This is a genomic window from Micromonospora sp. DT68 (assembly GCF_049847245.1).
Taxonomy (GTDB): domain Bacteria; phylum Actinomycetota; class Actinomycetes; order Mycobacteriales; family Micromonosporaceae; genus Micromonospora; species Micromonospora profundi.
On the sequence record NZ_JBNCNZ010000001.1, the window covers coordinates 486,616 to 500,349 of the forward strand.

Consider the following 13,734-nt stretch of genomic DNA (forward strand, 5'->3'; position numbering starts at 1 on the left):
GCCGTCCTGGTCGAAGGGGCCGCGTCTGGCGCCGTTACCGGTCAGCGCCGTTACCGGCTGGCGCCGTTGCCTGCCGACACCGTTACCGGCTGGCGCCCCGACCCGGCCGGCATGCGTGCGCGGCTGGCGGCCCTGACGGCTGGAGTGCCCGTCCTCCCGGGCTGGAGCCTGCCCGTCCTCCCGGGCTGGAGCCTGCCCGTCCTCCCGGGCTGGAGCCTGCCCGTCCTCCCGGGCTGGCTCCCGTCCTCCCGGGCTGGCTCCCGGCTGGCGCCTCTGCCCGGCTAGCCCAACCGGACGACGCCTCTCCCCGGCTGGCACTCCTGCCTGGCCGGCGATCGTCCCCGGCTGGCGCCTGTGCCCCGCTGCGCCTCCGCCCGCTGGCGTCGATCATGGAGTTGTGGTGCCGCGCAAAAGGTGCCAATCATCGCCATCCGCCCACCACAACTCCATGATCGACCCCGAGCCGACCCCGAACCTCGACGATCTTGCACTTACTGCCGCGACTTAACGGGCATTTCGTGCAACTCGGCGACCGAAACTGCAAGATCGCGGGAGCGGGAGCGGGAGCGGGAGCGGGAGCGGGAGCGGGAGCGGGCCGGGCCAGGGCTGGGGCGGGGCGGGGCGGGGCGGGGCGGGGCGGGGCGGGGCGGGGCGGAGTGGGGTTGTTACGGGAGGGTTTGGGTGACCTTTTCTGTGGACTGGCGGGCCGGGAGGCGCGTCTCGTCCAGGTTGGCGCAGAGGACCACCGTCGCCGCCCGGGTGAGTGGGGCCAGCAGCCAGTCGACCGGATCGGTGTACCGGTCGGCGTCGATCAGGACCCGGGCGCCGGGCGCGATGCCCAGTTCCGTGGCGCGGGCCTCCGCGCGGCTCAGCAGGTGCGCGTCGCCGGGGCCGGGGCCGGGCTGTGGGCCGAAGTGGTCGCCGTGGGCGCGTACCTCGACGACGTAGTCGGCGAACCCGGGCGGCAGTTGTCGCAGTGGCGCGGCGAGCGGGGACAGCCCGAGGGCGTACCGCTCGCCGGCCGGCCAGGACTGCGCCTCGTCGATCCGGTCGGCGGCGGCGAACAGGACGTCCACCGCGCCCGGCGTGTCGGCGATGGTCAGTTTGGCCGACCAGCAGCCCAGCAGCACTGCGGCGGTCTGCCAGTGCGGCGGCAGCAGTACGCCGACCGGAGTGCCCGGGGCGAGGCCGACCTCGTCGACGAGGAGGTTGGCGGTCTTTGCCACCCAGTTCGCCAGGGTGGAGCCGGAAAGTTCGGTGCGGTCGCCGCTGGAATCGTCGTACCAGGTCAGCAGCGGTCGGGTCGGGTCGGTCGCGATCGCGTCGGCGAAAACCCGGGCAATATTGTCGGCCATCGGCGCGAACGATACGCCTCTGCGGGCCGTACTCGAAGACGATGACAAGTCGGCGTACGGTCGGGTCGCAGTCAGCGTCCGCCCTCCACTCCGGCGTAGGCTTGAGCCCCGGAGTGTTTTTCCCCACAGACGCACCAGTACAAGGAGTCGCCCCGTGACCGCCGGTCGCCCGCCCCGCGTGCTCATCGACGCCACGAGTGTCCCCGCCGACCGTGGTGGTGTCGGTCGATACGTCGACGGTCTGCTCGGCGCTCTCGGAAAGGTGTGCGGGTCGGGGGTGGAACTGGCCGTCGTGAGTCTCCGCACCGACCTGGAGCGCTACACCCGGATGCTGCCCGGCGCGGAGATCATTCCCGCTCCGGCTGCGGTGGCGCACCGCCCGGCGCGGCTCGCGTGGGAGCAGACCGGCCTGCCGTTGCTCGCCCAGCAGGTGGGCGCGCACGTGCTGCACTCGCCGTTCTACACCTGCCCGCTGCGGGCGGGGTGCCCGGTCACGGTCACCGTGCACGATGCGACGTTCTTCACCGAGCCGGAGCATTACGACAAGTCCCGCCGGACGTTCTTCCGCAGCGCCATCAAGACCTCCCTGCGCCGCGCCGACCGGGTGATCGTGCCCAGCAAGGCCACCCGGGACGAGCTGATCCGGCTGCTCGACGCCGACCCGACCCGAATCGACGTGGCCTACCACGGGGTCGACCACTCCGCCTTCCACGCGCCGAGCGAGGAGGAGAAGGCCCGTGTGCGTGCCCGGCTGGGGTTGGGCAACAGCAGCTATGTGGCCTTCCTCGGTGCCAAGGAGCCGCGCAAGAACGTACCCAATCTGATCCGTGGTTGGGCCCGGGCGGTGGCCGACCGGGAGGACCCGCCGGCCCTGGTGATCGCCGGTGGGCAGGGGCACGACGACGACATCGACCGGGCGGTGGCCGAGGTCCCGTCGCACCTGCGGCTGCTGCGTCCCGGTTACCTTCGGTACGCCGACCTGCCCGGCTTCCTCGGTGGCGCGCTGATCGCCGCCTACCCCTCGTACGGTGAGGGTTTCGGGTTGCCGATCCTGGAGGCGATGGCGTGCGCCGCCCCGGTGCTGACCACGCCCCGCCTCTCGCTGCCCGAGGTGGGTGGCGACGCGGTCGCGTACACCTCTGAGGACCCGGAGCAGATCGGTACGGACCTGGCCGCCCTGCTGGACGACGAGCAGCGGCGGCTGACGCTGGCGAAGGCCGGGTTCGACAGGGCCAAGGAGTTCACCTGGGAGTCCAGCGCCGAGGTGCACATCGCCGCCTGGAGTCGCGCCCGTTCGTGAGCATCCCGGTGCCCGGGGTGACCCGTGCCACTTCGTACAGGTTCGTCGGGCATGATGTGCGGATGCTTTATGCGGTCATTCCGGCAGGTGGCAGCGGCACGAGGTTGTGGCCGTTGTCCCGCGCTGGCCACCCCAAATTCCTCCATCCGCTGACCGGCACCAGCGCGTCGCTGCTCCAGGCCACCGTGGAGCGGCTCGCGCCGCTGACCACACCGGACCGGACCCTCGTGGTCACCGGCGCCGCGCACGTCGCGGCGGTGGCCCGACAGTTGACCGGGCTGCCCGAGGAGAACATCCTGGTCGAGCCGTCACCTCGGGACTCCTGCGCCGCGATCGCGCTGGCCGCGGCGGTGATCGCGCATCGGGACCCGGCCGCGGTGATGGGCAGCTTCGCCGCCGACCACCTGATCGGCGCCCCGGAGAGCTGGGTGCGGACGGTCCAGGAGGCGGTCCGCGGGGCCGAGCAGGGCCTGCTGATGACGGTCGGGATCACCCCGACGCGGCCGGAGACCGGCTACGGCTACCTGGAGACCGGCGACGCGACCGAGGGCGTGCCGTGGCGGCCGGTGGCGGAGTTCAAGGAGAAGCCGGCCGCCGAGGTCGCCGAGGCGTACGTCCGTTCGGGCCGGCACCTGTGGAACGCGAGCATGTTCGTCTGGCGGGTGGACGTGTTCCTCGCCGAACTGGCCCGCCAGCAGCCGGCCCTACACGCCGGCGTCACAGCGATCGCGGCCGCCTGGGGCACCCCCGAGCAGGACGACGTCCTCGGCACTGTGTGGCCGACGCTGCCGAAGATCTCCGTCGACTACGCGGTGATGGAGGGCGCGGCCACTGCGGGCCGGGTGGCGACTGTGCCGGGTGACTTCGGCTGGAACGACGTCGGCGACTTCCACACCCTGGGCGAGGTGCTGCCTGCCGACGGCGCGGGCAACGTGGTGCTCGGCAGCGACGCCAAGCCGGGTGTGCTGCTGCGGGACAGCAGCAACCTGGTGGTCGTGCCGCAGTCCGGGCGGCTGGTGGCCGTCCTCGGGTTGAGCGACCTGATCGTGGTCGACACCCCCGACGCGGTGCTGGTCTGCCCGCGCGACCAGGCCCAGGGCGTCAAGGCCCTGGTCGACGAGCTCAAGGAGCGGGGCGAAGAGGGCTACGTCTGAGTGCGGCGAGGGCCGGCGCGACCATTTGCACGGTCCCGCCGGCCAGCGGCTCGGGCAGCCGGTCCGGTGCGAACCAGCCGAGTTCCTCGGCCTCGTCGCTCACCTGCTCGACCGCCCCGGGCGGGGCGAGCACCGCGAACCGTACGTCGTGATGCAGGGAGCCGCCCTGGCAGCCCACCGGGTGGATGTCCACGTCGATCGGCACGGGGTCGATGCGTAGCCCGGTGATCCCGGATTCCTCGGTGGCCTCGCGGAGCGCGGCACCGGCCAGGGTCAGGTCGGCGGGCTCGCAGTGCCCGCCGAGCTGCACCCACCACCCAAGCTTGGTGTGCAGGCACAGCAGCACCCGCGAACCGGTGGCGTCCAGCACCAGCGCGCTCGCGGTGACGTGACCGGGTAGGTGCTGTCGGCTCATCGCGGCCGGCCCGTCGGCGAGCAGCGCGAGCGTCCGGTCCCGGGCCGTGGCCGCGCCCGGGCGGGTCGGCTGCCAGCCCTCGAGCAGCGCGGTGGCGTCGGCGTGCAGCGCCGCGTACGTCTCGGGGTCGATTGGTTGGGCCTGAGGGCCGGCGATAGTCGTGTCGGGCACCTCGACACTGTACGAGCGCGTGCGCCGTCACGTCATGACGGAAAGCGTCGGATTTGGTCGCCTCGGCCGCCGGTGATGCGCCGACGGATGACCGGACGGCACCTCTGCGGAGCAAGGGCCGCAGACCCTCGTGGTGCCGCCCGATCATCGGGCTGCCCGGCTCAACGCGCCGGCAGGCGTGCCGGTGTGTGCTCGGGCATCTGGAAGCATGCCTAACTGGCCCCGGAGTCGTCGAGGTCTTTCAGTTCAGACTTAAAAACGGAGATAACTGCCGGCCAGGTAGAGTCGAGCGGTCACCCGGCATCCCTCTGCTGGCGACACGGGAGTTCCCATGCTGAAGATCTACTTCTCTGGCGAGGACATCCTCCGGACCCGGGTGGCGCCGACAGCGGACCCGGTCTGGGAGTTGGTTCTCAGCCTGCACGTGTTGCGGGGCCGCACCCGTGATCCGCTGACCTCGACCTGGCGGCGTGCCGTTGCCCGCGATCTGCGCCAGGATGCCGCTTCCGATCAACTCCGGCTGCTGTTCGCACTGAACCCGCCGCGCGGCTACTTCCCGGACTTCCTCACCCCGTACGCCAGCCGCGACGGCTTCGAGGCCGGGCTGGACGCGGTCCGCAGCACCCCGGCGCAGCTGTTGCAGCGGGACCTGAACCTGCTGGCCGCCGAGACTCCGCTGCCCTCCTCGGCTGCCGCCCTGGGCCGGGGCGACGCCGAGGCGCTGCGACACCTGGCCGATTCGATGGAGCAGTACCGGTCGTTGGCGATCAGCCCGTACTGGGGCCGGATCCAGGCCGCGGTGGCGGCGGACCGCACCCGCCGGACGCGAGCCCTGCTCGACGGGGGCATGGAAGGGCTGTTGACAAGCCTTCGGCCGGCCATGCGCTGGGAGGACGGGGTGCTGGAGGTGCGCGACTACCCGCACAGCCGGGAACTGCACCTCGGCGGCCGGGGCCTGCTGCTGGTGCCGTCGTTCTTCTGCGCGAGCACGCCTGTCGCCCTGCTCGATCCGGAGCTGCCGCCGGTCCTTGTCTATCCGGTGGACCGCCTGGGCGCGCTGGCCTCGATCAACGGCACCGCGCCGGGGGCCACCAGCGAGTCGCTTGCGGCGTTGCTCGGCCGGACCAGGGCCGCCGTGTTGCAGGCCAGCGGCGACGGCTGCACCACCGGCGAGGTGGCCCGCCGGCTCGACATCTCAGCGGCGGCCGCCAGCCAGCACGCCACAGTGCTGCGCAACGCCGGCCTGCTTGTCAGTCACCGCGACCGCAACACAGTGCTGCACACGCTGACCCCACTCGGCCGCGCCGTCCTGGACGCCTGACCCCGCCCGGAGGCCCGACCCGCGAGGCCACGCGGCCGGCCGAACCGTGACGGCTGCGGACGGACAGGCCCGACCTATAGGGCGAGTGTGGCGCTGGCTGGGCTGCCGGCGGGCGGGGGCAGCAGCGTCGACCCGATGCCCTCGGCGGCCAGGGCGACGCGCAGCCGGTGCAGGTCTGCGCCGAACCGGACCAGGTCGACCGGCTCGACAGGGGTCGGTGCAGTGCCAAGCACCAGGGCGGTGGCGTCATCCGGCCAGTCGGGGACGGTGGCGATCAGACCGGCGCGCGACTCCGTCTCGTCGATCAGCGTGAAGGCCGTACCGGGGGCGATCACCTCGGCGACCGCCTCGATCGCCCGTCGCACCGCAGCGGGCTCGGGCGGCGTCGGGCTCAGCGAGTCGACAAGGGCGGCGGCGTCGGCCAGCCCGGCGGCGCGGGCCTCGGCGGTGCCGAGCGAGAAGAGATCCTGCGCGGCGTCGCGGACCAGCGCCTTCGCCCCGACGGAGTCGGCGTCGTCGGCGGCGGACAGGTAGCCCCGCACCACCGCCACCGGCACCTGGTCGCACTTGCCCTTGATGAGTTCACCGGCGCCGGCCAACTCGTCCACCACTGCCATCTGCGTCAGTTGCAGCTCGTTGCCGTACGGGTCGATCTCGCCCCGGTGGTCACGGATCGCCGGCATCCCGGCCACCCCGAGCGCGACGTCGGTCAGTCCGTTGCGCCACGGCCGGCCCATCGTGTCGCTGATGATCACTGCGACGTCCAGGTCGTACCGCTGCTGCAACGCCGCCCGCAGCTCGCGGGCCGACGCGTCCGGGTCCACCGGCAGCAGCACCAGTTGGGTCTTGTCCACGTTCGACGCGTCGATCCCGGCGGACGCCATCACGAAGCCGTGGTGGGTCTGCACGATGCGGGTCGCCCCCCGGCTGGCCACCACCCGCGCGGTCTCTCCGGCAAGCACCTCGTCGCGCGCGGTGAGCCGCTCGGGGCCGTCGGCGGGGACGTCGACAAGCCGTCCCTCCGCCTTGGAGACGATCTTGCTGGTGACCACCAGTACGTCGCCGTCGCGCAGCCAGGGCGCGGCGGTGGCGATCAGCGCCGCCAGGTCGTCGCCCTCGGTCACGTGGCCGATGCCCAGCACCGGCAGGATTTCCAGCCTCATGTCAACTCCACCGCGGCGCGGACCATCGCCGCCGTCGCCGCCTCGTCGGTCATCCGCAGCGGCAGGGCGCGGACCGTCGCCTCCGGCACCAGGGCGCCCGCGTCCTCCTCGGCCACCAGCCAGCCGTCCAGCAGCCCACCGGCCGGCCGACCCCCGTAGAGCCGGCCCACCCCGGCCGCACTGCACTCGACGCCAAGCACGTCGAGACAACGGTCGGCCATCCCGCGTACCGGAGCCCCACCGATGATCGGCGAAACACCCACCACCGGCGCCGGGCCGTCCACCACCGCCTCACGCATCCCCGGTACGGCCAGCACCGGCGCGACGCTCACCACCGGGTTGCTCGGCGCGATCAGCACCAGGTCGGCCGACCCGATCGCCTCCAGCACACCGGGCGCGGGCTTCGCCGTTTCCGCGCCGACGAAGACGAAGCGGTGGGTGAGGATGTCTGCCCGGTACCGCACCCACCACTCCTGGAAGTGGATCGCCCGTTGGCCGTCGCCGTCACTGACGACGGCGTGGGTCTCCAGCCGGTCGTCGGTGGCCGGCAGCAGGCGTACGCCGGGCTGCCAGCGGGTCGCCAACGCTTCGGTGACCGCGCTCAGCGGGTAGCCGCCGTTGAGCATCGTGGTGCGTACCAGGTGGGTGGCGATGTCCTTGTCGCCGAGGCCGAACCAGGTCGGTTCCGCCCCGTACGCCGCCAACTCCTCCTTGACCGTCCAGCTCTCGCCGACCCGGCCCCAGCCCCGCTCGGGGTCGGCCCCGCCGCCGAGGGTGTACATGACGCTGTCCAGGTCGGGACAGACCTTCAACCCGTGCAGCCACAGATCGTCGCCGACGTTCACCACGGCGGTCACGTCGGCGCCGACCTCGCGGGCGTACGCCCGGACGCCGAGCAGGAACCGAGCGCCGCCGATGCCGCCGGCCAGAACCACGATGCGCATGCCGACCATCCTCGCGTACGCGACGCCTCCACTCCGCCGATGCCCGGGGAGACTAGGCTCACGTGCGCCCTGTCCGATTACGCCCCGAGGGGGAGTTCGTGACCAGCCCTGCCGAGCCCGCGTCCACCGACGCGGCCCAGGCCCGCCAGCAGACCAAGCCACTACGCGAGCTGGGTGCGCTCGCCTTGCTCGGCGCCAACGCCGTGTTCCTCTTCGTGGGTCTGATCCGGCTCTTCACTCCGAACGACTACGTCGACCTCACCGACCGTGCCGGCGGTGCCTTCTTCACGTTCATCGGCGTGGAGGCCGTGGTCCTGCCGCTGCTGGCAGTGGTGTTGGCCACCCACATCTCGCCGATCGTGCCGAAGGCGAAGCTGATCACGCAGGTGGCCCTTGTCGAGTACGCGCTCAGCGTGCTGTTCGGCACCCTCACCATGTTGATCTGGACGGTGGGTCGGCTCGCCGAAGCGGAGATCCTCGACGCGCTGCTCGGCGTGTTGAGCCGGTTCTCCTGGCTGGTCATCTTCGGTGTCGCCGCCTGGGTGGTCTTCACCATCTGGCGCAAGCTCTTCTACGTGCCCAAGCCGAAGTCCCAGCCGGGTGTCTACGGGCAGCCGCAGCCGGGCTGGCCGCAGCAGCAGGGCGGTTGGCCGGCCCAGGGTCAGCAGGGCGGCCAGCCCCAGGGCGGCTGGCCGGCTCCGGGTCAGCAGGGAGGCCAGCAGCAGGATGGTTGGCCGGCTCCGGGTCAGCCTGGCGGTCAGCCGCAGGGCGGTTGGCCGGGTCAGCAGGGTGGTCAGCAGCAGGATGGTTGGCCGGCTCCGGGTCAGCCTGGCGGCCAGCCGCAGGCGCAGTTCCCGGGCCAGTACGGCCAGTCCGCGCCGGCCTTCCAGTCGGCTCCGCAGTCGGCGCCGCCGTTCCCGCAGTCTGCGCCGCCGGCCCCTCAGTCGGCCCCGCCGTTCCCGCAGTCCGGGCCGCCGTTCCCGACCGCACCGCAGTCCGCGCCGCCGGTGAACGCCGCCCCGCAGTCGGCGCCGCCGGCCCCGCAGTCGGCGCCTCCCGCGCCGCCGTTCGGGCAGCCGCCGTCGGCCGACCCGACCCAGGCGATCCCGCGCCAGTCCGCCGACCCGACCCAGGCGATGTCCCGCCAGTCGGCCGATGAGACCGAGCCGATCTCCCACCAGTCGGCCGACCCGACCCAGGCGATCTCGCGTGAGTCCGCCGACCCGACCGAGGCGATCTCGCGCCCGGCCGACGGGGACACCGACCGCACCCAGTATCTCAACCCGGGCGAGCACCCCACCCAACCCCGCTGAGCCACCCACCGCCGGCCCCCACCCGGTCGATCATGAAGTTGTTGCCCTGACGCATCGAGATCGAGGGCGGCTTCGTCATGATCAAAGGGCTGGGGCCGGTGGGGGCGGGACCGGGGGCGGCGCAATGCAGCGCCTAGGCTGGGCGGATGGTTGATCGCACCCACTCCGGCCCGAGCGAGGCGAGCGTCCGACGGGCCCTGGGCCGGGCCGCGACCGGGCGGTCGCTTGACGTCGATGAGGCGACAGCGCTGCTGTCGGCCCGTGGTGACGCGCTTGACGAGCTGCTGCGCACCGCAGGTGGGATCCGCGACGCCGGGCTGCGTGAGGCTGGCCGGCCGGGTGTCGTCACGTACTCGAAGAAGGTCTTCATTCCGCTGACCCGGCTCTGCCGGGACCGCTGCCACTACTGCACGTTCGCCACCGTGCCGCACCGGCTGCCGGCGCCGTTCCTGGACCGCGACGAGGTGCTGGCCATCGCCCGGGAGGGCGCGGCACTGGGCTGCAAGGAGGCCCTGTTCACCCTCGGTGACCGGCCGGAGGAGCGTTGGCCGGCGGCGCGGAGCTGGCTGGACGAGCGCGGCTACGACTCCACCCTCGACTACCTGCGGGCGTGCGCGGTGGCGGTGCTCGAGGAGACCGGCCTGCTGCCGCACCTCAACCCGGGGGTGCTGTCCTGGTCGGAGCTGCAACGGCTCAAGCCGGTCGCGCCGAGCATGGGCATGATGTTGGAGACCACGGCGACCCGGCTCTGGTCCGAGCCGGGCGGCCCGCACTACGGCTCGCCCGACAAGGAGCCGGCGGTCCGGCTGCGGGTGCTCGACGACGCCGGCCGCGTCGGGGTGCCGTTCACCACCGGCATCCTCATCGGCATCGGCGAGACCCCGGCCGAGCGGGTGGACGCGCTGTTCGCGATCCGCCGCGCGCACCGGGAGTACGGCCACCTCCAGGAGGTGATCGTGCAGAACTTCCGCGCCAAGCCGGACACGGCGATGCGGGGCATGCCCGACGCGGAGCTGCACGACCTCGCCGCCACTGTGGCGGTGGCCCGGCTTCTGCTCGGCCCGAAGGCCCGCATCCAGGCACCGCCGAACCTCATCGCAGGGGAGTACGCCCTGCTGCTGCGGGCCGGCATCGACGACTGGGGTGGTGTGTCCCCGCTCACCCCGGACCACGTCAACCCGGAGCGTCCCTGGCCGCAGATCGAGGAGCTGGCCCGGCACACCGAGCTGGCCGGGTTCACGCTGCGGGAGCGGCTGACCATCTACCCCGAGTACGTCCGCGCCGGTGACCCGTGGCTTGACCCACGGCTGCTGCCGCACGTCGGCGCCCTGGCCGACCCGACGTCGGGTCTGGCCGTCGAGTCGGCCATCCCGCAGGGGCGTGCGTGGCAGGAGCCGGAGGAGATGTTCGGCGGGCGTACCGACCTGCACGCCACGATCGACACCACGGGCCGGACCGAGGATCGGCGGGGTGACTTCGACAGCGTCTACGGCGACTGGGCCGAGGTGGCCGGCAAGGTCACCCCGGAGGCTGCGGCGCGGCGTGCGGACGTACCGCCGGTGACGGCCGGGAGCGGCGCGGACCGCGACTTGCGGGCCGGGCTGCGGCTCGCCGCTGACGACCCGGCCGCGCTGCTGGATCCCGCGCACACCGATGCCGCGCTCGCGTTGTTCGGGGCGGACGGGCCGGCGTTGGACGAGTTGTGCCGGCTCGCCGACGACGTGCGCCGCGACACGGTCGGCGACGACGTCACCTACGTGGTCAACCGCAACATCAACTTCAGCAACGTCTGCTACGTGGGCTGCCGCTTCTGTGCCTTCGCCCAGCGGGAGCGTGACGCCGACGCGTACCGGCTCTCCGTCGAGCAGGTCGCCGACCGGGCCGAGGAGGCGTGGGCGGCCGGCGCCAGCGAGGTGTGCCTCCAGGGTGGCATCGACCCGAAGATGCCGGTCACCGGGTACGCCGACATCGTGCGGGCGGTAAAGGCGCGGGTGCCGGGCATGCACGTGCACGCGTTCTCCCCCATGGAGATCGTCACCGCCGCCGCCAAGGCCGGCGTGCCGGTCCGCGAGTGGCTGACCCAACTACGCGAGGCGGGCCTGGACACCATTCCGGGCACCGCCGCGGAGATCCTCGACGACGACGTGCGCTGGGTGTTGACAAAGGGCAAACTCCCGGCCGCCGCCTGGGTCGATGTGGTCAGCACCGCCCACGAGCTTGGCATCCGGTCCAGCTCCACGATGATGTACGGCCACGTCGACCATCCCGGGCAGTGGCTGGCGCACTTCCGGGTGCTGGCCGGGGTGCAGGACCGCACCGGCGGGTTCACCGAGTTCGTGGCGCTGCCGTTCGTGCACACGAACGCCCCGATCTATCTGGCCGGCATCGCCCGTCCCGGGCCGACGTGGCGGGAGAACCGGGTCGTGCACGCGATGTCCCGGCTGCTGCTGCACGGCCGGATCGACAACATCCAGTGCTCCTGGGTGAAGCTCGGCGACGAGGGCACTGTGGCAATGCTCCAGGGTGGCTGCAACGACCTGGGCGGCACGTTGATGGAGGAGACCATCTCCCGGATGGCGGGCTCCGACAACGGCTCGGCGCGTACCGAGGAGCAGTTGCGGGCCATCGCCACGGCGGCCGGACGACCGGCGCGCAAGCGTACGACCGCGTACGGTCACCTTCGCCGCTGAGGTCGAACCTTTTCCCGTCGCCGGCCGTACCAAGCGATGCCGGTGGCGGTCGCGGCGAGGACCGCCGCCGGTGTCCCCCAGGGCCCGGCGGCGTCGGTCGGCGGCACCGGACCCGTCCGTCCCCCGCGGGCGCGTTCGCGCCGCAGCCGGAAAGGTTGCCCATGACCAGTGATCAGCGGAAGCGGCAGTGGCCGCGACTGACCCGCAGGCAGACGTTGACCGCCGCGGCCAGCGCCACCCTCGGCGCGGCCGCGCTCACCGTGCCGGGTCTGTCGGCCGCGCAGAACGCGCCAGGTGCGGCGGGTCGGGCCGACGAGCCGATCGTCGTGCACCTGCGCGACGCCGCCTCCGGAACGATGGACGTCTTCGTCGGTGAATCCCGGATCGAGGTGCGCGACCGCGGCCTGGCGGACCGGGTGCGTCGCGCTGCCCGGCGCTGACCCTCGACGTCTCGCCCTCCCGCCCCTGCTTCCCGCCCAGTGAGGTTGGTCCGCCATGTCTTCCCACCGCGAGGCCCCGGAAATAGCCAAGGATCCGGTCGCCGATAGCTCCGACCTTTACGCGTTCGTCAGCCCCGACAAACCTGACACTGTCACGCTGATCGCCAACTACGTGCCGTTGCAGCTCCCGTCGGGAGGGCCGAACTTCTTCGAGTTCGGCGACGACGTGCGGTACGAGATCCATATCGACAACGACGGTGACGGCCGTCCGGACATCACCTACCGGTTCGAATTCACCACCGAGATCACCAATCCGAACAGTTTTCTCTACAACACCGGCCCGATCGACTCCCTGGACAGCAAGAACTGGAACCGTCGGCAGTTCTACAGCCTGACCCGGGTGGTCGACGGCCGGGAGCACCGGCTCGCGCACAAACTGCCCTGCCCGCCGTGCAATGTCGGCCCGCTGTCCACCCCGAAGTACGCCGACCTGGTCCGGCAGGCCACCTACACGCTGTCCACGGGGGAGCGGGTGTTCGCCGGCCAGCGGGCGGACGGCTTCTTCGTCGACCTGGGAGCGATCTTCGACCTCGGCACGCTGCGGCCGTTCCAGCAGCTGCACGTGGCGGGCAAGAGGATCTTCAAGGCCGAGGGGGAGCCGGTAAACGCCACCGACCGGATGAACGTGCACAGCATCGCCGTGCAGGTGCCGCTGAAGCAGGTGCGGCGGCGGGCCAACAGGTACGGCGCGGCCGACGCCGCCTCGGTGATCGGGGTGTGGACCTCGGCGTCGCGCCGGCAGGTCCGGGTGCTCGGTGACAGGGTGGCAGCGGACACGTCGACGGGCCCGTTCACCCAGGTCTCGCGGCTGGGTAATCCGCTGTTCAACGAGGTCGTCGTCCCGATGTCCAAGAAGGACCTGTGGAACACGCTGCCACCCTCGGAGGACAAGCGGTTCGCGCAGTTCGTCGAGCAGCCGGAGTTGGCCGCACTGCTGCCGGCGCTCTACCCGGACGTCTTTCCCAACCTGGACAAGCTCACAAAGGCCAAGAAGGCGCGGGCGGACCTGGTGGCGATCCTGCTCACCGGTGTGCCGGCGGGCCTGATCGACGGCTTCACCAACGCCACAGGCGACGTGCGGGCCGACATGTTGCGGCTCAACACAGCGATCCCGCCCACTCGGCGTCCGGACCGGTTCGGGGTGCTCGGCGGCGATCTGGCCGGCTATCCGAACGGGCGCCGGGTCGGCGACGACGTGGTCAGCATCGCGCTGCGGGCGATCGCCGGTGTGACGGTTCCGCTCGTCGACAAGACGTTCCGTCCGGATGCGGCGGCCGCGGCGGTGACGCCCGGGTTGAGCGCGGCCGACGTGACGGCGCCGTTCCTCGCGAACTTCCCCTACCTGGGTACGCCGTACGACGGGTTCAACAACCCGCCGGCGTCGGCCTGACCGGCGCGGGGGAGCGGC

General features: G+C 72.2%; 11 protein-coding genes. 7 read left to right on the forward strand and 4 right to left on the reverse strand.

Going from position 1 to position 13,734, the window contains the following annotated elements:
• Nucleotides 1–665 precede the first annotated feature (665 nt).
• Nucleotides 666–1,355: a TIGR03089 family protein gene (locus tag ACPXB1_RS02365; RefSeq protein ID WP_425734723.1), complete on the reverse strand. Its 690-nt coding sequence runs from the start codon at nt 1,353–1,355 to the stop codon at nt 666–668.
• A 154-nt stretch (nt 1,356–1,509) separates the two neighbouring features.
• Between ACPXB1_RS02365 and ACPXB1_RS02370 the strand changes: the two genes are divergently transcribed.
• Entirely contained in the window at nt 1,510–2,655 is a 1,146-nt protein-coding gene (locus ACPXB1_RS02370; protein ID WP_355597277.1) for a glycosyltransferase family 4 protein, read from the forward strand.
• A gap of 62 nt (nt 2,656–2,717) precedes the next feature.
• The gene (locus ACPXB1_RS02375) at nt 2,718–3,809 is read left to right on the forward strand and encodes a mannose-1-phosphate guanylyltransferase (protein ID WP_355597278.1); all 1,092 of its coding nucleotides are present in this window, start codon (nt 2,718–2,720) and stop codon (nt 3,807–3,809) included.
• On the opposite strand, the gene ACPXB1_RS02380 is transcribed toward ACPXB1_RS02375, so the two are convergent.
• Nucleotides 3,778–4,395 (reverse strand): NUDIX hydrolase, encoded by a 618-nt coding sequence (locus tag ACPXB1_RS02380; protein ID WP_425734724.1) that lies wholly within the window; start codon nt 4,393–4,395, stop codon nt 3,778–3,780. The two genes, ACPXB1_RS02375 and ACPXB1_RS02380, sit on opposite strands and share 32 nt — an antisense overlap.
• Before the next feature lie 331 nt (nt 4,396–4,726).
• Between ACPXB1_RS02380 and ACPXB1_RS02385 the strand changes: the two genes are divergently transcribed.
• Nucleotides 4,727–5,716 (forward strand): ArsR/SmtB family transcription factor, encoded by a 990-nt coding sequence (locus tag ACPXB1_RS02385; protein ID WP_355597280.1) that lies wholly within the window; start codon nt 4,727–4,729, stop codon nt 5,714–5,716.
• Nucleotides 5,717–5,790: 74 nt separating this feature from the next.
• Here ACPXB1_RS02385 and ACPXB1_RS02390 read toward each other — a convergent pair whose 3' ends face one another.
• On the reverse strand, nt 5,791–6,879 hold the full coding sequence (locus ACPXB1_RS02390; protein WP_355597282.1) for a coenzyme F420-0:L-glutamate ligase: 1,089 nt from the start codon (nt 6,877–6,879) through the stop codon (nt 5,791–5,793).
• Entirely contained in the window at nt 6,876–7,823 is a 948-nt protein-coding gene (cofD, locus tag ACPXB1_RS02395; RefSeq protein WP_355597284.1) for a 2-phospho-L-lactate transferase, read from the reverse strand. Before cofD ends, ACPXB1_RS02390 begins: the two co-directional genes overlap by 4 nt.
• A gap of 98 nt (nt 7,824–7,921) precedes the next feature.
• Here cofD and ACPXB1_RS02400 point away from each other — a divergent pair, with 98 nt between their 5' ends.
• The 4 genes from ACPXB1_RS02400 to ACPXB1_RS02415 all read left to right on the forward strand — a co-directional run bounded on the left by ACPXB1_RS02400 (nt 7,922) and on the right by ACPXB1_RS02415 (nt 13,716).
• On the forward strand, nt 7,922–9,136 hold the full coding sequence (locus tag ACPXB1_RS02400) for a hypothetical protein (RefSeq protein WP_355597286.1): 1,215 nt from the start codon (nt 7,922–7,924) through the stop codon (nt 9,134–9,136).
• Nucleotides 9,137–9,282: 146 nt separating this feature from the next.
• A complete protein-coding gene (locus ACPXB1_RS02405; protein WP_355597288.1) occupies nt 9,283–11,826 on the forward strand; it encodes a bifunctional FO biosynthesis protein CofGH in 2,544 nt (847 codons plus the stop codon).
• 161 nt (nt 11,827–11,987) lie between these two features.
• Complete coding sequence (locus tag ACPXB1_RS02410; protein ID WP_425734725.1) at nt 11,988–12,266, forward strand: hypothetical protein; 279 nt, start codon at nt 11,988–11,990, stop codon at nt 12,264–12,266.
• Nucleotides 12,267–12,321: 55 nt separating this feature from the next.
• Entirely contained in the window at nt 12,322–13,716 is a 1,395-nt protein-coding gene (locus ACPXB1_RS02415; RefSeq protein WP_355597290.1) for a DUF4331 domain-containing protein, read from the forward strand.
• Nucleotides 13,717–13,734: the final 18 nt, after the last annotated feature.

Bases quoted from the DNA above. Each gene is read 5' to 3' on its own strand.
- ACPXB1_RS02365 (WP_425734723.1), bottom strand. From the start codon at position 1,355: ATGGCCGACAATATTGCCCGGGTTTTCGCCGACGCGATCGCGACCGAC.
- ACPXB1_RS02375 (WP_355597278.1), top strand. From the start codon at position 2,718: ATGCTTTATGCGGTCATTCCGGCAGGTGGCAGCGGCACGAGGTTGTGG.
- ACPXB1_RS02385 (WP_355597280.1), top strand. From the start codon at position 4,727: ATGCTGAAGATCTACTTCTCTGGCGAGGACATCCTCCGGACCCGGGTG.
- ACPXB1_RS02390 (WP_355597282.1), bottom strand. From the start codon at position 6,879: ATGAGGCTGGAAATCCTGCCGGTGCTGGGCATCGGCCACGTGACCGAG.
- cofD (WP_355597284.1), bottom strand. From the start codon at position 7,823: ATGCGCATCGTGGTTCTGGCCGGCGGCATCGGCGGCGCTCGGTTCCTG.
- ACPXB1_RS02405 (WP_355597288.1), top strand. From the start codon at position 9,283: ATGGTTGATCGCACCCACTCCGGCCCGAGCGAGGCGAGCGTCCGACGG.
- ACPXB1_RS02410 (WP_425734725.1), top strand. From the start codon at position 11,988: ATGACCAGTGATCAGCGGAAGCGGCAGTGGCCGCGACTGACCCGCAGG.
- ACPXB1_RS02415 (WP_355597290.1), top strand. From the start codon at position 12,322: ATGTCTTCCCACCGCGAGGCCCCGGAAATAGCCAAGGATCCGGTCGCC.